Source organism: Streptomyces sp. CA-251387, assembly GCF_050936625.1.
Classification (GTDB): domain Bacteria; phylum Actinomycetota; class Actinomycetes; order Streptomycetales; family Streptomycetaceae; genus Streptomyces.
In genome coordinates this window covers 2,313,476-2,330,845 of the sequence record NZ_JBNJMJ010000001.1, presented here as the reverse complement: position 1 = coordinate 2,330,845, position 17,370 = coordinate 2,313,476, and the positions used below count along the sequence as shown (strand labels likewise).

The following is a 17,370-nucleotide window of genomic DNA, read 5'->3' as shown; positions in this document are numbered from 1 at the left end:
CTCCAGCGGCTGGGCCGTTTGGGAGCTGAGTGCCGAGTTTGCCTTTGGCCAACCCGGCACTCAGCGGAGGCCTGACAGGTGGGTGCCAGGCAGGCGCGGGGGAACTGCAGTTCCCTCAGGGGCGCCGGGAACTGCGCGACCAGCCCCAGATGCCCCGCAGTCCCAAAACCACAGCAACCAGGCAGACGCTCGGGCACTCAGCCCCCACCACCCGCAGCCCCGAAAACCACCCACCGGCACATGCAGGGGCCCCGGCCCCACCCACGGAGGGCCCGTCACTCGCTCGGCCCCCGCAAAAGCGCCCCCGACACCCCTTGCCCGTAAGGATGGCGGGCATGGGTATACGCACGCTCCATCCCGGGACAGCCCCGGCACAGGCGAACGTGAGCACCGAAGACGCCCTCTCCACAGCGCCGCCCTCGGTCCCGCCCTTCGCCGAAGGCGCCGGCACCGCCCGCCTCCCCGCCGATCTGATGAGCACCCTGCAGCACACGGCGAGAACCCTCCGGCACCGCCTCGCCCACCGGGCGCACGGCTTGGCCGAACTCACCCGCGGCTATCTGGCCCTCGCCCTCACCGCGCTCCCACGACCCCGCCCCGTGCGCACCGTCACCGTGTTCGCCGTCGGCGCCACGGGCCCCGTCACCGAGCCGCGGGCCGGCTCGACTCCCGACCGGCTCCAGCCCCACCCGCATCCGCATCCGAATCCGCACCATCGGAGCCCCGGACCGGACGCCACACCCTGACCCCCACGGCATACAGCAGCAGCCCCAGCACGAGCCCCGCGCCCGCCCCGAAGCACAGCGTCGGAATCAGCTCCCAGTACTCGGCGGTCGACCCCCAGTACGCCCACCACCGCGAGGCCCGCTGCACAGCCGCCACGGCAGCGAGCCCGCCGATCACCGCCAGCGCCCACCACCGGTCCCGTACCGAAAGCACCGGAACCCCCACCGGCGCGGCCGCGGGGGCCCGCCGTAGCGCCACGGCCACGAACGCGGCGATGACGACCGCCGCCACCGCCGAACCGCCGTACTGCAGATACCAGTACAGCGGCGACCCGGCGATCTCCTCGCCCAGTACGGGAAACACCCGCATCCCCCAGCGGTCGAGATGCGTGAACGCGTCCCACACGACATGCGTCAGCGCCCCGAGCGCGGCCGAGACGTACCACCGCATCGCGAGCGACGGCCGTACACGCGCGCGTGGCGCCCCGCAGCGCAGCAGCGTGGCCACCCGCGCCTGGCGCCGCAGCGGCAGCAGCGCCACCAGGGGTTCGCGCAGCAGGAGCCACAGGCCCACCAGAGCCCAGGCGATGACCACGTCGACGGTGAACACGCCCGCGAACGAGTGCGTGACATCGCCGAACTCCATCGCCCCGGACAGGACACTCGCCGCGTAATAGGTCATGTCGGGAGCGAAGGAACCCGCCACCAGGGCGGCCGGTACCAGGGCGCCCCGGCCGGTTCCGTCGGTGCGTACGGCGGGCAGTACGGCCGCCGCATGGCTCAGCGTGAACGGCAAAAGGGCTCCTTGCGCGGGGTGTTGACGGGACCGGTGGCGCCGGTCGTCGGCCAAGCCAGGGACGAAGCCGGCACGGAAGCCGGTACGCAAGCCAGTATGAGGGACGTCGGACAGGCGGATCGCACACGGCCAACTGGTAAAAATCGGGCACCAACGGGTGCCGGTGCAAAGGAAGTTGTCGTAGGGTCGCCTGGGTCACCGCGCCGCGGCGCGCGGTCGGACAAGCGAACCACGCGAACAGCGCATGAAAATGCGCCGCGGGGGCAACTGTCGCGGCGAGTCGATCGTCACAACAGGGGCGGGCTCATCGTGCCGAGCCCGGCAGACAGAGACGGGCGCTCGGGCGTCCACGGGAGGGGTTCACTCTATGGCGGCGCAATTCGGCAGGCTGCGCAAGGGGGCGGTGAACACCACGGTGGCCGCGGTCGTGGTCGCGGCACTGGCCGCGTCCCAGGCTCCGGGAGTGACGACCGACGACGCCGGCAGAAGGGTCACCACCGGAACCCAGCCCTCACCGGACACGCCCGCCGAGGACAGCGCGACCGGCAACTCGCCGTACTACACGGACCTGCCTCCGCTCAACAGCCCCAGCCCCTCGCCCACGGCCGACGGCCCCGTCAACCCGGGCGCCGGCGAGGCGGGCATCCCCGCGACCGTGCTCGACGCCTACAAGAAGGCCGAGGCCGCGCTCCGGGAGGCCAAGCCCGGCTGCAACCTGCCCTGGGAACTCCTCGCCGCCATCGGCAAGGTCGAGTCCGGTCAGGCCCGCGGGGGACGCGTCGACGCGAACGGCAACACGCTCTCCCCGATCCTCGGCCCGCAGCTCAACGGCAACGGCTTCGCGAGCATCAGCGACACCGACGGCGGCGCCTACGACGGCGACAGCGCGTACGACCGTGCCGTCGGCCCCATGCAGTTCATCCCGTCCACCTGGGCGTGGGCCGGCCGCGACGGCAACGGCGACGGCGAGAAGAACCCCAACAACATCTACGACGCCGCGCTCGCCGCCGCCCACTACCTGTGCCGCTACGGCTGGGACCTGTCCACCCAGGGCGACCTCGACCGCGCGATCCTCAGCTACAACAACTCGCAGGACTACCTCAACCTCGTCCTGTCGTGGCTGGAGTACTACCGCAAGGGCACCCACGAGATCCCCGACGGCACCGGCACCCTCCCGTCCGGCCGCAGCGACGACAACGCCGGGGCCAGTCCCTCGCCGTCGCCCACCCCGCCCAAGACGCCGACGACGCCCAGCAGCCCCGCCAAGCCCGGCGGCAACGGCGGCGGCTCCACGAGCCCCAAGCCGACTCCGCCCACCACGACCCCGCCGAGCACCACCCCTCCGACCCCCACCGACACGGTGCACCACCTGGAGGACGCGGGCACGGCGAAGCTCACCGCGATGGCGGGCGACACCTTCACCGAGAAAATCAGTGCCCGCGCCGAGACCAGGGCCGGCAAGGGCGTCGCCAAGGTCCGGATCCGCTTCACGATCATCGGCGCCACCGACGCCGCCTTCAGCGCCGGCGAGAAGTACGCCACCGCCCTCACCAACAGCGCCGGCGAGGCAGTGGCGCCGGCGCTCAAGGCGGGGGAGAACACGGGCGAGTTCGTCGTCCGCGCCACCGTCGTCGGCCGTACGATCACCGGCCTCGACTACACGGCCACGGTCACCGAGCGCGCCGCCGACACCCTGACCCGCACCAGCGACACCGCGCTGACCTGCACCCCGGGCGGCGAGTTCGCCGACCAGGTCGAGGTCAAGGCGACCTACAGGGGCGCCGTCGCGGACAAGGTCGCGGCCACCGCCACCCTCATCAAGTCGGCGGACGACCCGACCGAGAACGACAAGGGCCCCTACTTCAAGGACGCCGACGGCAAGGCCGTACGCACCCTGACCGGCCTGACGACGGACGCCGACGGCTTGCTCAAGCTGCCGAAGCTGTACGCCGACGACACCACCGGCACGTTCCTGCTCCGCATCAACACCGCGGGCGGCGCCACGCTGACCGTGGAGCTGAAGGTGGCGGCGGCCGAGACGTCGCCCAGCCCGACCCCGTCGGAGTCGACGTCCGGGTCGGCATCGCCGAGCCCGACCGTGTAGGCACCGCACGACCCGACGCGGGGCGCCCTTCCGCCGGCCACGGCGGACCGGGCGCCCTTCGTTGTGTGTGCAACGTGTTCTCATCTCGCCCGCCCGTTGCTACGGTGCCCGAACCTGACGATGTATCAGCTCCGGGGTTCCGGGAGGCCCGTATGCGCGCCCTGATCGCCGCCGCGACCGGTCTCGCCGTCGCGCTCGCCCTGGTGTTCACCCTCACCGCGCTCGGCAGCCCGGCGGGCGGGACATCCCCCAAGCCGCTGCTGACGACCGTGCCCGCACACCCCTGACCGCGTCCGCCCGTCCGGGAGGGAGGCCGAGATGCGCCGCAAGGCCAGTCTGATCCTGCTCGCCCTCGCCGTGTTCTTCGCGGCCCTGTCCCCGCTGCTGCGCTGGTACGCCTTCCCGCGCCTGGCCAAGATCCCGGCGAACCAGTACCAGGACATGGTCCTGGAGGCGAAGGACGCGACCCTTCTCGACTACGGCACGATGAAGGCCCGCAAGGTCCCCAAGGTCACCATCGTGCAGACGCTGAAGGGCAACGTCGAAGCCTCGGAGAAGATCGAGGAGACGGCGGGGAAGGACGTGGTGGTCTGGGACGGCCTGTCGTACGTCGTCGGCCCCGACGGCAAGATGGTCTCCAGGATCCCCGAGCGCTACATCTTCGACGCCCACACCCAGGACCCCGTGCACGCCACCGGCGAGACGGTCGACGGCGACCCGGTGAAGCGGGAGGGCATCGAGTTCAAGTGGCCGTTCCTGACGGAGAAACGGGACTACGAGTACTTCGACGCCCAGACCCGCACCAGCGCGCCCATCCACTACAAGGGCACGCAGGACTTCCGCGGCGTCGAGGTCTACTACTTCGAGCAGACCATCCCCTGGACCAAGGTGAAGTTCCCCAAGGCGATGCCCGTCAAGGGCATCACCCCGGAGTCGGTGGCCAGGACCGGCACCACCCGCTGGTACACGACCGTCCGCAAGTTCTGGGTCGAACCCCTCACCGGAGCGCCCGTCTACGGCGAGGAGATCCACAAGGAGGAACTGCGCGGCGGCACCCTGCTCGGCGACCGGGACAAGGTGACGGCGTTCGCGGGCCACGTGAAGATGCGCGAGGACTACATCGATCACACGGTCGACCTCGTCAAGTCCAACCGCACCCTGGTCCTGCTGATGACGTCGTATCTGCCGTGGGGCTTCCTGGCCCTCGGGCTGCTGCTCCTGACACTGTCCCTCTACCTGGAGGCACGCGGCCGCCGCCCGGGCGACCCCAGTCCGGCCCAGGACACCGAACCGGAACCGGTCACCGCCTGAGCCGGGCGTTGGTGTGCCGGGTCGGCTCAGCGTTGGCGGGGTCCTCGGGCCACGGATGCTTGGGATAACGGCCGCGCAGCTCCGCCCGTACGCCCTTGTAGCCGTCCTTCCAGAAGGAGGCGAGGTCGGCGGTGACGGCGGCGGGGCGCCCGGCGGGGGAGAGCAGATGGACGAGGAGCGGCACCCCGGCGACCGAGGGCGACTCGTGCAGCCCGAACATCTCCTGCAACTTCACGGCGAGGACGGGCTGTTCGGGGTTGCCGTAGTCGATCCGGATCCTGGACCCACTCGGTACGGCGATCCGCTCCGGGGCGAGCTCGTCCAGCCGCCCGGCCTCTCCCGAGGCCCAGGGGAGCAGCCGGGCGAGCGCCTCCCCGGCATCGATCCGCGCGAGGTCCGCCCGCCGCCGGGCCCGGCTCAGCTCGGGCTCCAGCCACTCGTCCACGCGCGCGTGCAGCGCGTCGTCGGACACGTCGGGCCAGGGCTCACCGAGGTGGAGGCGCAGAAAGGCGAGCCGCTGCCGCAGGGCGACGGCGTCGGGGGACCAGCGCAACAGGCCGAGGCCTTCGTGCCGTAGCCCTTCGAGGAGTGCGTCGCGTACGAGACCGGCGTCAACGTCCCTGAGCGCCCGCACCGCCAGCTCGACGGCCCCCAGCCGTTCGACCCGCCGCGCGACCACGTCCCCGTCGGCCCAGTGGACCTCGTCCCGCTCCTCCAGGAGTGCGCCGGCCGCCTGCCGTGCGATCTCCTCGTCCACGACGGCCCCGAGCTGCACGCGCGCGTGCCCCTTTCCCACCGGCCGATCGGCTGCGGCGACAGCGATCCAGGGCGCACCGCACAGGGCGCTCCCTTCGGCCGCCTCGGCCCGCGTGCCCGACACCATGAGATACGACCCGCCGTCGGCCTTGGCGACACGCTCAGGGAAGGCAAGCGCGGCAACTAGCCCGACCAGGTGGTCCTCACCGATGCCCGCACGGTCGGCTCGCGCGTCGCCGACGACGGCCCGCAGCCGCCGCACCTCCGCCCGCCACCGCCTCGCGTAGGCGTCACCCCCACGCCGAGCGGCCCGCAACGCACCGGCGAGGTCATCCCCGTACTCCCGCGGCGCTTCCTCACTCAGCAGCGCGACAACCTCCGCGGCCAGGTCGACCCCGACCAACGGAGCCGAGTCCATCAGCGCCCGCCCCAACCGAGGGTGCAACCCCAGCCGAGCCAACCGCACCCCTCGCTCCGTCGCCCGCCCGACCGAGTCCACCGCGCCGACTCCAGCGAGAGCGTCCCGCGCCGCCGCCATCGCCCCGGCCGGCGGCGGATCCAGCAAGGCGAGCCCGGCGGCCTCCGGATCGCCCCAGCACGCCGCCTGCAGCGCGAACGCCGTCAGGTCGGCCACCTTGATCTCCGGCGCCGGGAAGCGCGGCAGACGCGCGTCCTCGGCCTCCGCCCAGCACCGGTACACCGCACCCGGCGCCTCACGCCCGGCCCGCCCCGCCCGCTGCCGCCCCGCCGCCTGCGAGGCCCGTACGGTGGTCAGGGCGCTCAGCCCGCGCGCGTGGTCGACGCGGGGCTCCCGCGCCAGCCCCGAGTCGACGACCACCCGCACCCCGGGAACCGTCAGCGACGACTCGGCCACGGCCGTCGCCAGCACCACCCGACGCCGCTCACCACCGGCCAGCACCGCGTCCTGCACGGCGGCCGGCGCCCGCCCGTGCACCTGGAGCACCTCGACATCACCGAGGTCCGCCAGATCCCCCAGCTGCCCGGCCACCCGCGCGATCTCGCCCACGCCGGGCAGGAAACACAGCACGTCCCCGGCCCGCTCGGCCAGCGCCCGCCGCACCACCGCCGCCACGTGCGTCAGCAGCGCCGGGTCGACACGCATACCGTGCGGCGGCCGTACGGGACGTGCCGGCGGCGCCCACACGACCTCCACGGGGTGCGACACGCCCGCCGCCTCGACCACCGGCGCGTCACCCAGCAGCCGGGCCCACCCCTCGGCGTCGGTCGTCGCGGACGCGGCCACCAGCCGCAGCTCCGGCCGCAGCGTCTCCCGGACGTCCCACAGGAACGCGGCCACCGTGTCCGCGTCCAGATGCCGCTCGTGGCACTCGTCGAGCACCACCACGTCGACGCCCGTCAGCTCTTGGTCGCGCTGCAGGCGCTGCAGCAGCACACCGGTCGTGACGACCTCCACGCGCGCGTGCCGCCCGACGACCCGCTCTCCGCGCACCGTGTAGCCGACGCTCTCGCCGACCTTCTCGCCCAGCAGCCAGGCCATCCGCCGCGCGGCGGCACGGGCGGCGATACGGCGCGGCTCGGCGACGACCACGCGACGCGCGGGCCCGTTCCCGAGCAGCCCGGCCAGCTCCAGCGGCACCAGCGTCGTCTTGCCGGTGCCGGGCGGCGCCACCAGGACGGCGGTACCCCGCCCGTCCAGGGCGTCGTTCAGACCGGGCAGGGCACTGCGTACGGGCAGCGCGTCCAGGGCGTCGTAACGGATCACGCTCTCAGTCTCGTACGCACACGAAGATCGCCGTCCCCGGGATCAGGTTCCCGCGCAAGGGCGACCAGCCACCCCACTCCGAGGTGTTCCAGACCGGCCACTCCGGCTCCACCAGGTCCACCAGCCGCAGGCCCGCCGCCACGACGTCCCGCACCCGGTCGCCGATCGTCCGGTGGTGCTCGACGTAGACCGCACGGCCCTCGTCGTCCTGCTCGACATACGGCGTGCGGTCGAAGTACGAGGCCGAGACGGACAGGCCCTCCGGACCCGGCTCGTCCGGGAACGCCCAGCGGATCGGATGCGTCACCGAGAAGACGAACCGCCCGCCCGGCCGCAGCACCCGCCGCACCTCCCGCAGCACCAGCACCGGGTCGGCGACGAACGGCAGCGCGCCGTACGCCGAGCAGGCCAGGTCGAAGGAGGCGTCGGCGAAGGGGAGGGTGCCGGCGTCCGCACAGATCAGAGGGAACGATCCGCCGATGCGCAGGGCGTGCTGCAGCTGGCGGTGGGAGATGTCCAGGGCGACCGGGTGGGCGCCCTGGGCGGCCAGCCAGCGCGAGCACTGGGCGGCGCCGGCGCCGATCTCCAGCACGTGCCTGCCCTTGAGGTCCTCCGGCGGGCCGAGCAGCTCGGCCTCGACCTCGTCCAGGCCCTCGGGGCCCCACACGAAACGGTCGTCGCCGAGGAACGTGCCGTGCTCGACCTGGTACTCGTCCGCGTTGCGGTCCCACCAGCCCCGGTTGGCCCGGGAGCTCTCCACGACACCGGCGTCACGTCGGGTGGCTTCGGGTTCGAACGCTTCGGGCTCTTGGATGATCGGCTCCCTCGTCGTACTCTTCCGTCCAGCTCTTCCCGGAGGTGCCACGAAAGGGACGTCATCGCGTCTGCGTGGCCTCGGAAGACAGGACTTGTGCCGGGTATGCGGCGATCCGCCCCGCGTGGGCGGCTTCGCGCATTGACCATGTCCGGCTGCCCCCGTATGCTACAAGTTGCGCTGCGGGCCTGCGCACCTCAGACGTAGCAGGCTGCGCTCGCATCTGTTGTATGTCCCCTCGGTTGTCGAGGCGCCACCAGGATTTTCATGGGGCGCTTCCTTGGCTGTCCGGCTTCTGCAGAGCGAAACGGGCTCCCGGCGTAAGCAGTACCTACGACTTCAATGTCCGTACCGGAGCCCTTTCCCACATGACGAGCAGCACCGAGACCACCGCCACCACCCCGCAGGTAGCGGTCAACGACATCGGTAACGAGGAAGCCTTCCTCGCCGCGATCGACGAGACGATCAAGTACTTCAACGACGGCGACATCGTCGACGGCGTCATCGTGAAGGTCGACCGGGACGAGGTCCTGCTCGACATCGGTTACAAGACCGAAGGCGTTATCCCGAGCCGCGAGCTCTCGATCAAGCACGACGTCGACCCCAACGAGGTCGTCGCCGTCGGTGACGAGATCGAAGCCCTTGTTCTCCAGAAGGAGGACAAGGAAGGCCGCCTGATCCTCTCGAAGAAGCGCGCCCAGTACGAGCGTGCCTGGGGCACCATCGAGAAGATCAAGGAAGAGGACGGGATCGTCACCGGTACCGTCATCGAGGTCGTCAAGGGTGGTCTCATCCTCGACATCGGCCTCCGTGGCTTCCTCCCGGCCTCCCTGGTCGAGATGCGCCGCGTTCGCGACCTCCAGCCCTACGTGGGCAAGGAGCTCGAGGCCAAGATCATCGAGCTGGACAAGAACCGCAACAACGTGGTCCTGTCCCGCCGTGCCTGGCTGGAGCAGACCCAGTCCGAGGTCCGCCAGACGTTCCTCACGACCCTCCAGAAGGGTCAGGTCCGTTCCGGCGTCGTCTCCTCGATCGTCAACTTCGGTGCCTTCGTGGACCTGGGTGGCGTCGACGGTCTGGTCCACGTCTCCGAGCTCTCCTGGAAGCACATCGACCACCCCTCCGAGGTTGTCGAGGTCGGCCAGGAAGTCACCGTCGAGGTTCTCGACGTCGACATGGACCGCGAGCGTGTCTCCCTGTCGCTGAAGGCGACCCAGGAAGACCCGTGGCAGCAGTTCGCCCGCACCCACCAGATCGGCCAGGTCGTGCCCGGCAAGGTCACGAAGCTGGTTCCGTTCGGTGCGTTCGTCCGCGTGGACGAGGGCATCGAGGGTCTGGTCCACATCTCCGAGCTGGCCGAGCGCCACGTGGAGATCCCGGAGCAGGTCGTCCAGGTCAACGACGAGATCTTCGTCAAGGTCATCGACATCGACCTCGAGCGCCGTCGCATCAGCCTCTCGCTGAAGCAGGCCAACGAGTCCTTCGGTGCCGACCCGGCCTCGGTCGAGTTCGACCCGACCCTGTACGGCATGGCCGCGTCCTACGACGACCAGGGCAACTACATCTACCCCGAGGGCTTCGACCCGGAGACCAACGACTGGCTGCCGGGCTACGAGAAGCAGCGCGAGGAGTGGGAGCGCCAGTACGCCGAGGCGCAGGCCCGCTTCGAGCAGCACCAGCAGCAGGTCATCAAGTCCCGCGAGGCGGACGCTGCGGCTGCCGCCGAGGGTGGCGACGCCGCGGGTGCGGCTCCGGCCGCGGGTGGCGGTTCGTACTCCTCCGAGGGTGCGGACACCTCCGGTGCGCTGGCCTCGGACGAGGCGCTGGCCGCGCTTCGCGAGAAGCTGGCCGGTGGCCAGAGCTGAACGCTGGCTCGCTGAGGCTTAGCAGCTGACTGAGGGGCCGTACCTTTCGAGGTGCGGTCCCTTCAGTTTTTCGGGGGTGCTGGCCGTCCTTCGAGTGCAGCCCGAATGTGGCTGGTCGCGCAGTTGCCCGCGCCCCTAGGTTGGATGCCCATCCCGGCAAGATCATGTGAGCCCCTTCTTCGGGAATGCCCACGCCCGTAAGGGCGTTGTCACTTATGGACACAAGGAGGGGCGGTCACAGTGCTTGATCCGCAGGGTTTGTACGCATGGGAGCCGAAGGGCCTGGCTGTCGTCGACATGGCGCTCGCCCAGGAGTCGGCCGGCCTTGTCATGCTCTACCACTTCGACGGATACATCGACGCGGGCGAGACCGGCGACCAGATCGTCGACCGGATCCTCGACTCGCTGCCCCACCAGGTCGTCGCCCGGTTCGACCACGACCGGCTGGTGGACTACCGGGCCCGGCGCCCGCTGCTGACCTTCAAGCGCGACCGCTGGAGCGACTACGAGGACCCCGCCATCGAGGTGCGGCTCGTACAGGACGCGACCGGGGCGCCGTTCCTGCTGCTGTCCGGGCCCGAGCCGGACGTGGAGTGGGAGCGCTTCGCCGCGGCCGTGAAGGAGATCGTCGAGCGGCTCGGCGTACGGCTGTCGGTGAACTTCCACGGCATCCCCATGGGCGTCCCGCACACCCGCCCGGTCGGCCTCACCCCGCACGGCAACCGCACCGACCTCGTCCCGGGCCACCGCAGCCCCTTCGACGAGGCGCAGGTGCCCGGCAGTGCCGAGTCGCTGGTCGAGTACCGGCTGATGGAGGCCGGGCACGACGTCCTGGGCGTCGCCGCGCACGTCCCGCACTACATCGCCCGCTCGCCGTACCCGGACGCGGCCCTGACCGTCCTGGAGGCCGTCACGGCGGCGACCGGGCTGGTCCTGCCCGGCATCGCGCACTCCCTGCGCACCGACGCCCACCGTACGCAGAACGAGATCGACCGCCAGATCCGCGAGGGCGACGAGGAGCTCACCAACCTCGTCGAGGGCCTGGAGCACCAGTACGACGCCATCGCCGGCGCCGAGACCCGGGGCAACATGCTCGCCGAGCCGGTGGACATCCCGTCCGCGGACGAGATCGGGCGCGAGTTCGAGCGGTTCCTGGCGGAGCGGGAAGGCGACAGCTGAGGGCCGACCGGGCCTGCCGGGTGTTGATGTCAGTGGCAGGCCCTAAGCTGCGGCTCATGTTGAAGGTGGGCCTGACCGGCGGCATCGGTGCCGGTAAGAGCGAGGTGTCGCGGCTGCTCGTGGAGCACGGGGCCGTGTTGATCGACGCGGACCGGATCGCGCGCGAGGTCGTCGCGCCCGGTACGCCAGGTCTTGCCGCCGTCGTCGAGGCGTTCGGGGAGGACGTGCTCGCCGAGGACGGCAGCCTGGACCGGCCCAAGCTGGGCTCGATCGTCTTCGCCGACCCCGGTCGGCTCGCCGTACTGAACTCGATCGTGCACCCCCTCGTCGGTGCCCGCTCCCGTGAGCTCGAAGAGGCCGCCGCCAGGGACGCGGTTGTCGTCCACGACGTCCCGCTCCTCACGGAGAACGGCCTGGCGCCGCTGTACGACGTGGTGGTCGTGGTCGACGCCAGCCCCGAGACCCAGCTCGACCGGCTCGTCCGGCTGCGCGGCATGACCGAGGCGGACGCACGCGCGCGGATGGCCGCGCAGGCGACGCGGGAGAAGCGCCGGGAGATCGCGGACATCGTCATCGACAACGACGTACCGCTGGAGGCGCTTCAGCGGCGCGTGAAGGACGTGTGGGAGGAGCTCGTGCGCCGGGCGCACGGGGAACAGGGGAGCCCACAGCCCCGGTCGCCCCAGGAATAGCGGCACGTCGTTCGCGCGTTGAACCGCTCCAGTGAGGGAAGGACTTTGCCGTGCCCGAGACCAGCGGTTCGACCGGACGTACTCCGGAGACGCATGTCATCGACTTCCGCGCCGCCGAGCAGCTGCTCGCCGCGCGGGACCCGCGGGGTGCGGTGAAGCTGCTCGACGGGGTCATCGCCGCGCATCCCGAGAACACCGCGGCCCGGCTGCTGCGTGCCCGTGCTTTCTTCGCCGCCGCCCAACTGCGGCCCGCCGAGCTGGAGTTCACCATCGTCCTGGAGCGCGAGCCGGACAACGCCTTCGTGCATTTCGCGCTCGCCCGGACCTATCAGCGCCAGGGGCGGCACGACCAGGCCAAGCGCCACTTCCGGCTGGCGGCCGCGCTCGATCCGAACCCGGAGTACGTCAAGGCGGCACGGTTCGACGCGTGAGCGCTCCGCGGGGAGTGCCGCCATCGGCCGTCTAGTGTCTGCGGGACCGTCGTGGCTGGTCGCGCCCCCGCGGCGGAGCCGCATATGGATACAGTCCCGCGCCCCTTCAGGGCGCGGCCGAACCGCAGCCGACTTCGCTGGCCGCTCAATGATGGCGGTTCGGCGGTGGTGGCCGGTACGGGCGGTTCTCGGGCGGGCGGTACGGGGGTATGTCGCGGCCCGGCTGGTAGTGCGGGCCCTGGCGGATGTGCCTGAGGACCATGGCCAGGTCGATCGTGATCACCAGCCACAACACCCCGCAGGCCACCGCCCAGCCGGGGCGGCCCGCGAGCGCGAACGCGACGGTGCCGAAGACCGCCCAGACCACGCCCCACACGCACAGCCAGAAACGGGCACGCAGTGCACTGCGCGCTGTCGTAGGCTCACTGCCCGTACGCATCGGAATCACCACTTTCTCTTGAAACGTACTCCTCGTACTCCTCGCAGGGGGCTCCGTGCTGCCGGACACCGATGACCTGGCCGAAGTGCTGCTCGACCTCGGAGTACCCCACGAGGACGTCAACGACCTCGTCCGGATGGGCCGACGGGTGACGGACGACCCGGAGCTGCGGCAGTTCCTGGAGCGGTCCGTCGACGAGCTCGTCCGGGGGATGGGCGAGGTCGGCGGCCCCGTCGACCTGCCCGACCTCGACTGGGCCACGGGTGCCCTGCAACGCTGCTTCCCCGTGTACGTGTTCGTCGCGGCGCTGCCCGCCACGCGTGCGTACCACCGCGAGCGCGGCATCCCGGCCGACGTCACCCGGCGCACCCTCGCCGATCTCGGGCGGAACATGGCCGTGTACCGCAGGCGGTACGGCCGGGCGGGAGTGCAGGCCCCCTGGTGGCTGATCCATCATTTCCGCGGCGAGCTCTACCAGCTGGGGCGGCTGCAGTTCGAGCGGGCGCGGCTCGGGCAGCGGACCGGGGCGGGGCTCAGGGCGGCCGGGCTCGACGCCGGTCCGGGCTCGCCCTGTCTGAACCTGCACATACCCGACTTCCATGGGCCGCTGTCCCCGGCCGCCGTCGACCGGGCCCTGGCGCTGGCCCGGGACTTCTTCCCACGGCACTTTCCCGAGGAGCGGTACCAGGTGGTGACCTGTCACTCCTGGCTGCTCGACGCGCAGCTGAGGAAGTACCTTCCCGGGGACTCCAACATCGTCCGGTTCCAGGAACGTTTCCGCGCCGCCCGCGCGGAGACGGAGCCTGCCGACACCGAGCCGGTCCAATTCGTGTTCGGCGACCCGGAGTTGCCCCTCGAGAGCCTGCCGCGCCGCACGGCCGTGGAGCGGGCCGTCGGGGACCACTTGCGGGCCGGCGGCCACTGGTACATCGGGCACGGGTGGCTGCCGTTCGAGAGGAGCGGAGGAAAGTCCTTCGTACGGCGATGAGTTCCCGGCCGAGCCCCGGTCTACCTCTGTGACAGCACCACGGACCGCTTCACACAGGAGACCCCCATGTCCGAGACCACCGCTCCCGTCACCTCCGGCACCGTCATCGCCGAGTCCGCGACCCCGCGCGGCCGCCGGGCCCGCATCGCCCTGCGCGGCCTGCAGATTCTGCTCGCCCTCTTCTACGCGATCGCGAGCGCGCTGCCCAAGCTGATCGCGCACCCGACGGCCGCCGAGGGCTTCGACGAGCTCGGCTGGGGCAGCGCCGGGATGTACACCATCGGCGCACTCGAACTGGCCGGCGCCGTCGCGCTGTTGATCCCGGTGCTGCAGTCGGTGGCGGCGATGGCGCTGAGTGCGCTGATGGTGGGTGCGTTCGTGGTCACGATCACTGCCTTCGGCGGCGAGAACGCGGCGACACCGCTCATCCTGATCGTGCCGCTCGCCCTGATCGCCTGGGCGCGGCGGAGCTCCAATGCGGATCTCCTGCGGCTGGTGCGCCGGCGCGCATGACCCGACGGTGGCGGTGGCGGTGGCGTCCGGCCCGGGCCTTCTCGGCCTGCCGGACGCCATCGTCGTATGTCATTATCCGCGCGGTATGCCATTGACCGCGGATATGTCATTGTCCGCGCGGCCGTCCCGCGCCGCCGCCCATGAGGCCACGCAGCCGTTCCAGCTCGCGGCGGTCCCGCTTGGTCGGGCGGCCCGTGCCGCGGTCGCGGATGCCGGCCGGGGCGACGGCCTCGCGCGGCGGGGGAGGGGGCGAGTTGTCGACGTAGCACTGGACGGCCACCGGTGCGCCCACCCGCTTGCGGATGAGCCGCTTGACGATGACGATCCGCTCCCGGTTCTCCTGCCGCAGCCGCACCTCGTCGCCTATGCGCAAGGCGTGGGAGGGCTTCACGTTGTGGCCGTTCACGCGCACGTGCCCGCCCTTGCAGGCGGTGGCCCCCATGGAGCGGGTCTTGACCAGGCGTACGGCCCAGATCCAGCTGTCGATCCGCACGGTCTCGCCGTTCTGCGGACCGGCGGCCTCGGCGGCGGCCAGGGCGGCGGCGATCTTCGGGTCGACGGCCTGCTCGGCCTTCCCCGCGTCCGGTGATCCTCCGGCCGTGCTGCCGGTCTTCTCCTCGTCGTCCTCGGAAGCCATGCCTCGACCTTAGTCCCCGTACGGAGAGCTTGGCCGCGGTCTTTCCGCCCGGAGAACTCGGCCGCCGTACAGAACCGGGACGGCTTTACGGTGGAGCTCGGGGCGGCTTTACGGTGGAACTGTGGACGCCCTCGCTGATCTCGACCGCCGGATCGCGGGCTGCCGGGCCTGTCCGCGGCTGGTCGCCTGGCGTGAGGAGGTGGCCCGCACCAGGCGTGCCGCCTTCGCCGACCAGACGTACTGGGGCCGACCGGTCCCGGGCTTCGGCCCGCCCGACGCCCGGCTGCTGATCGTCGGGCTCGCGCCTGCCGCGCACGGGGGCAACCGCACCGGCCGGATGTTCACCGGCGACCGTTCCGGGGACGTGCTGTACCAGGCGCTGTACGACGTGGGACTCGCCTCGCAGCCCACGTCGGTCGCCGTGGACGACGGCCTGAAGCTGTACGGCGTCCGCGTGACGGCCCCCGTGCACTGTGCCCCGCCCGCCAACAAGCCCACCCCGGGCGAACGGGAGACGTGCCGGTCCTGGCTCGTGCAGGAGCTGAGGCTGCTGCGGCCGACGCTGCGGGCGGTCGTCGTCCTGGGCGCCTTCGGCTGGCAGGCGACCCTGCCCGCGCTGGGGGAGGCGGGGTGGCGGGTGCCCCGGCCGCGGCCGGCGTTCGCGCATGGGGCACGGGTCACGCTCGATGGCCTCGAAGGTCATGAGGGCGTCGAAGGTCACGGCGGCCTTGAAGGTCACGGCGGCCTCGCACTCTTCGGGTGCTTCCACGTCAGCCAGCGCAACACCTTCACCGGCAGGCTCACGCCCGCGATGCTGCGGGAGGTGCTGGGCGCGGCGGCGGGGGCGGCCGGGCTGAAATGAGGGGACGGGGCGGTCGTACGGAGGTTACGGTGCCCCGATGGCGATCATTCACCGCACCACTCTCAAGCCCACCAAGCTGGAACTGCTCACCTCCTGGCTGCCCACCCGCCCCTGGTACCGGGGAGGCACCGGCGAACCCGAGTTGGTGAAGGCAGGCGGCTTCCGGCTGGACGACCCGGAGGGCGAGGTGGGGATCGAGTTCATGGTGGTCACCGATGCCTCCGGAGCCGCTCCCACCGCCTACTTGGTGCCGCTCACCTATCGCGGCGCCCCGCTCGACGACGCGGAGCACGCTCTGGTCGGCACCATGGAGCACGGCGTGCTGGGCCAGCGCTGGGTTTACGACGGGTGCCACGACCCGGTGCTGGTCGCCCAGTTGGCCGCTCTGATCGAGGGCCGGGCCCAGGCTCAGGCCCAGAGCCTCAGCGACACACCCGACCGAGAGGTCGGCCGTTCGTACACCGGCGAAGGCGCCATCCCCTCGGACTTCACCGCCCCGGTCACCGACGACCAGGAGGGCACCGAACTGCGTGCACCGGGCGGTGCGACCCTCCGCCTGCACCGGGTCCTGAGGCCCGCCCCCGACGGCTCGCCCGTCCCACCGCCGGGAGCGACGGGCCATGTCACGGGCGCGTGGGACATGCCCGACGGCACCCGCGCCCAGGCCCTGTTCGCCGCCTTGCACACGACCCCCGGGTCCTGACGGCCCTCCCTCGGTCATCTTCCACGGCTACGGCAGGTCCTCCGCCGCGGCCTCCCCGAACAACTGCCGTACTGTGGAGCGGTAGTTGGTCTGCACGTGCGCGAGGGCGTGCGCACGGGCCCGGGCGGGGTCGCCGGATGCGATCGCCTCGTACAACTCCCGGTGCTCGACGAGCAGTTGGGGCCACTCCTCATTGCGTCGGGTCATCCAGCGCAGGCGGCCCGCGACCGGTTCCAGGGCCTCGATCAGCAGGCTGTTGCCGGCCATGGCCACGATGCGGTCGTGCAGGCGGCTGTTGACGTCCGTGATCACTTCGGCGTCCCCTGCCTCGGTGGCGGTGGCCGCCTGGTCGAGGAGCTGTTCGGCCTCGGCCAGTTCCTCCGGCGTCGCACGGGACGCGGCGAGCCCTGCCGCGTACACCTCCAACGCCTCGCGCAGTTCGAAGAGCTCCTTGACGTCGGTCGGGGTAAGCCGCCGTACGACCGTACGGCGTGGCGTCTCGAAGAGGACGAACCCCTCGGCGACCAGCGCACGGATCGCCTCGCGGACCGGGACGCGGGAGACTCCGAAGCGGTCGGCCAGTTCGCGCTCGACGAGCCGGTCGCCCGGGCGGAGGCGGCCCGCGATGATCTCCTGCCGCAGGGTGGCCAGGACGCGCTCGCGGATCGCGCCCAGGGGTTCGATCTTCGTCGTGGAGCTCATGGGGTCATCTTCGCCGACCCCGGGCCTGTTTTACGAAGCCTTAACGAGAGCGACATCGGTCAGAACTGTTGACGGCGGGACTATGTCCGCTGTTTGGTATACCAAATGC

The 17,370-nt window shown here is 71.4% G+C and carries 18 protein-coding genes; 12 read left to right on the top strand and 6 right to left on the bottom strand.

Annotated elements, in window-relative coordinates; all coding sequences use genetic code 11:
• Positions 1-335: 335 nt before the first annotated feature.
• Complete coding sequence (locus ACQEV2_RS10380) at positions 336-746, top strand: hypothetical protein (RefSeq protein ID WP_433038898.1); 411 nt, start codon at positions 336-338, stop codon at positions 744-746.
• On the opposite strand, the gene ACQEV2_RS10375 is transcribed toward ACQEV2_RS10380, so the two are convergent.
• Positions 643-1,521 (bottom strand): DUF4184 family protein, encoded by an 879-nt coding sequence (locus tag ACQEV2_RS10375; protein WP_433038896.1) that lies wholly within the window; start codon positions 1,519-1,521, stop codon positions 643-645. The two genes, ACQEV2_RS10380 and ACQEV2_RS10375, sit on opposite strands and share 104 nt — an antisense overlap.
• Positions 1,522-1,888: 367 nt before the next feature.
• Between ACQEV2_RS10375 and ACQEV2_RS10370 the strand changes: the two genes are divergently transcribed.
• The 3 genes from ACQEV2_RS10370 to ACQEV2_RS10360 all read left to right on the top strand — a co-directional run bounded on the left by ACQEV2_RS10370 (position 1,889) and on the right by ACQEV2_RS10360 (position 4,936).
• A complete protein-coding gene (locus ACQEV2_RS10370; protein WP_433038894.1) occupies positions 1,889-3,625 on the top strand; it encodes a lytic transglycosylase domain-containing protein in 1,737 nt (578 codons plus the stop codon).
• A gap of 152 nt (positions 3,626-3,777) precedes the next feature.
• Entirely contained in the window at positions 3,778-3,912 is a 135-nt protein-coding gene (locus tag ACQEV2_RS10365) for an SPW_0924 family protein (protein WP_433038892.1), read from the top strand.
• A 31-nt stretch (positions 3,913-3,943) separates the two neighbouring features.
• On the top strand, positions 3,944-4,936 hold the full coding sequence (locus ACQEV2_RS10360; RefSeq protein ID WP_433038890.1) for a DUF3068 domain-containing protein: 993 nt from the start codon (positions 3,944-3,946) through the stop codon (positions 4,934-4,936).
• Here the strand turns inward: ACQEV2_RS10360 and hrpB are convergent.
• Positions 4,926-7,436, bottom strand: coding sequence for an ATP-dependent helicase HrpB (gene hrpB / locus ACQEV2_RS10355; protein WP_433038888.1), 2,511 nt, complete (start codon positions 7,434-7,436; stop codon positions 4,926-4,928). The genes ACQEV2_RS10360 and hrpB overlap by 11 nt on opposite strands.
• A gap of 4 nt (positions 7,437-7,440) precedes the next feature.
• Positions 7,441-8,301, bottom strand: coding sequence for a class I SAM-dependent methyltransferase (locus ACQEV2_RS10350; protein WP_433038886.1), 861 nt, complete (start codon positions 8,299-8,301; stop codon positions 7,441-7,443).
• Positions 8,302-8,618: 317 nt separating this feature from the next.
• On the opposite strand from ACQEV2_RS10350, the gene rpsA reads away from it, so the two are divergent.
• From rpsA to ACQEV2_RS10330, 4 genes are all read left to right on the top strand, one after another.
• Positions 8,619-10,115, top strand: a complete 1,497-nt coding sequence (rpsA, locus tag ACQEV2_RS10345) for a 30S ribosomal protein S1 (protein ID WP_398821374.1) — start codon at positions 8,619-8,621, stop codon at positions 10,113-10,115.
• A 240-nt stretch (positions 10,116-10,355) separates the two neighbouring features.
• Positions 10,356-11,294 (top strand): PAC2 family protein, encoded by a 939-nt coding sequence (locus ACQEV2_RS10340; RefSeq protein WP_433038884.1) that lies wholly within the window; start codon positions 10,356-10,358, stop codon positions 11,292-11,294.
• Between the two features lie 56 nt (positions 11,295-11,350).
• Entirely contained in the window at positions 11,351-11,986 is a 636-nt protein-coding gene (gene coaE, locus ACQEV2_RS10335) for a dephospho-CoA kinase (RefSeq protein ID WP_433038882.1), read from the top strand.
• 50 nt (positions 11,987-12,036) lie between these two features.
• Positions 12,037-12,417, top strand: a complete 381-nt coding sequence (locus ACQEV2_RS10330) for a tetratricopeptide repeat protein (protein WP_433038880.1) — start codon at positions 12,037-12,039, stop codon at positions 12,415-12,417.
• 145 nt (positions 12,418-12,562) lie between these two features.
• Here the strand turns inward: ACQEV2_RS10330 and ACQEV2_RS10325 are convergent, their stop codons facing one another.
• Entirely contained in the window at positions 12,563-12,856 is a 294-nt protein-coding gene (locus tag ACQEV2_RS10325) for a DUF6343 family protein (RefSeq protein ID WP_433038878.1), read from the bottom strand.
• Between the two features lie 55 nt (positions 12,857-12,911).
• On the opposite strand from ACQEV2_RS10325, the gene ACQEV2_RS10320 reads away from it, so the two are divergent.
• Complete coding sequence (locus ACQEV2_RS10320) at positions 12,912-13,844, top strand: acyltransferase domain-containing protein (RefSeq protein WP_433038876.1); 933 nt, start codon at positions 12,912-12,914, stop codon at positions 13,842-13,844.
• Positions 13,845-13,910: 66 nt separating this feature from the next.
• Positions 13,911-14,357 carry a DoxX family protein gene (locus ACQEV2_RS10315; RefSeq protein WP_433038874.1) on the top strand — a complete coding sequence of 149 codons (447 nt, stop codon included), beginning with the start codon at positions 13,911-13,913 and terminating at the stop codon, positions 14,355-14,357.
• A 106-nt stretch (positions 14,358-14,463) separates the two neighbouring features.
• Here the strand turns inward: ACQEV2_RS10315 and ACQEV2_RS10310 are convergent, their stop codons facing one another.
• Positions 14,464-14,994, bottom strand: a complete 531-nt coding sequence (locus ACQEV2_RS10310) for an RNA-binding S4 domain-containing protein (RefSeq protein ID WP_433038872.1) — start codon at positions 14,992-14,994, stop codon at positions 14,464-14,466.
• Positions 14,995-15,115: 121 nt separating this feature from the next.
• Between ACQEV2_RS10310 and ACQEV2_RS10305 the strand changes: the two genes are divergently transcribed.
• On the top strand, positions 15,116-15,856 hold the full coding sequence (locus ACQEV2_RS10305) for a uracil-DNA glycosylase (protein ID WP_433038870.1): 741 nt from the start codon (positions 15,116-15,118) through the stop codon (positions 15,854-15,856).
• 37 nt (positions 15,857-15,893) lie between these two features.
• Entirely contained in the window at positions 15,894-16,559 is a 666-nt protein-coding gene (locus tag ACQEV2_RS10300; protein WP_433038868.1) for a maltokinase N-terminal cap-like domain-containing protein, read from the top strand.
• 27 nt (positions 16,560-16,586) lie between these two features.
• Here the strand turns inward: ACQEV2_RS10300 and ACQEV2_RS10295 are convergent, their stop codons facing one another.
• Positions 16,587-17,261, bottom strand: coding sequence for a GntR family transcriptional regulator (locus ACQEV2_RS10295; RefSeq protein WP_433038866.1), 675 nt, complete (start codon positions 17,259-17,261; stop codon positions 16,587-16,589).
• Between the last annotated feature and the right edge of the window lie 109 nt (positions 17,262-17,370).

What these genes read in the sequence shown, in the direction of transcription:
- ACQEV2_RS10380 (WP_433038898.1), top strand. Translation starts at nt 336, where the DNA reads ATGGGTATACGCACGCTCCATCCCGGGACAGCCCCGGCACAGGCGAAC.
- ACQEV2_RS10360 (WP_433038890.1), top strand. Translation starts at nt 3,944, where the DNA reads ATGCGCCGCAAGGCCAGTCTGATCCTGCTCGCCCTCGCCGTGTTCTTC.
- ACQEV2_RS10365 (WP_433038892.1), top strand. Translation starts at nt 3,778, where the DNA reads ATGCGCGCCCTGATCGCCGCCGCGACCGGTCTCGCCGTCGCGCTCGCC.
- coaE (WP_433038882.1), top strand. Translation starts at nt 11,351, where the DNA reads ATGTTGAAGGTGGGCCTGACCGGCGGCATCGGTGCCGGTAAGAGCGAG.
- ACQEV2_RS10310 (WP_433038872.1), bottom strand. Translation starts at nt 14,994, where the DNA reads ATGGCTTCCGAGGACGACGAGGAGAAGACCGGCAGCACGGCCGGAGGA.
- rpsA (WP_398821374.1), top strand. Translation starts at nt 8,619, where the DNA reads ATGACGAGCAGCACCGAGACCACCGCCACCACCCCGCAGGTAGCGGTC.
- ACQEV2_RS10370 (WP_433038894.1), top strand. Translation starts at nt 1,889, where the DNA reads ATGGCGGCGCAATTCGGCAGGCTGCGCAAGGGGGCGGTGAACACCACG.
- ACQEV2_RS10300 (WP_433038868.1), top strand. Translation starts at nt 15,894, where the DNA reads ATGGCGATCATTCACCGCACCACTCTCAAGCCCACCAAGCTGGAACTG.
- ACQEV2_RS10315 (WP_433038874.1), top strand. Translation starts at nt 13,911, where the DNA reads ATGTCCGAGACCACCGCTCCCGTCACCTCCGGCACCGTCATCGCCGAG.
- ACQEV2_RS10325 (WP_433038878.1), bottom strand. Translation starts at nt 12,856, where the DNA reads ATGCGTACGGGCAGTGAGCCTACGACAGCGCGCAGTGCACTGCGTGCC.
- ACQEV2_RS10295 (WP_433038866.1), bottom strand. Translation starts at nt 17,261, where the DNA reads ATGAGCTCCACGACGAAGATCGAACCCCTGGGCGCGATCCGCGAGCGC.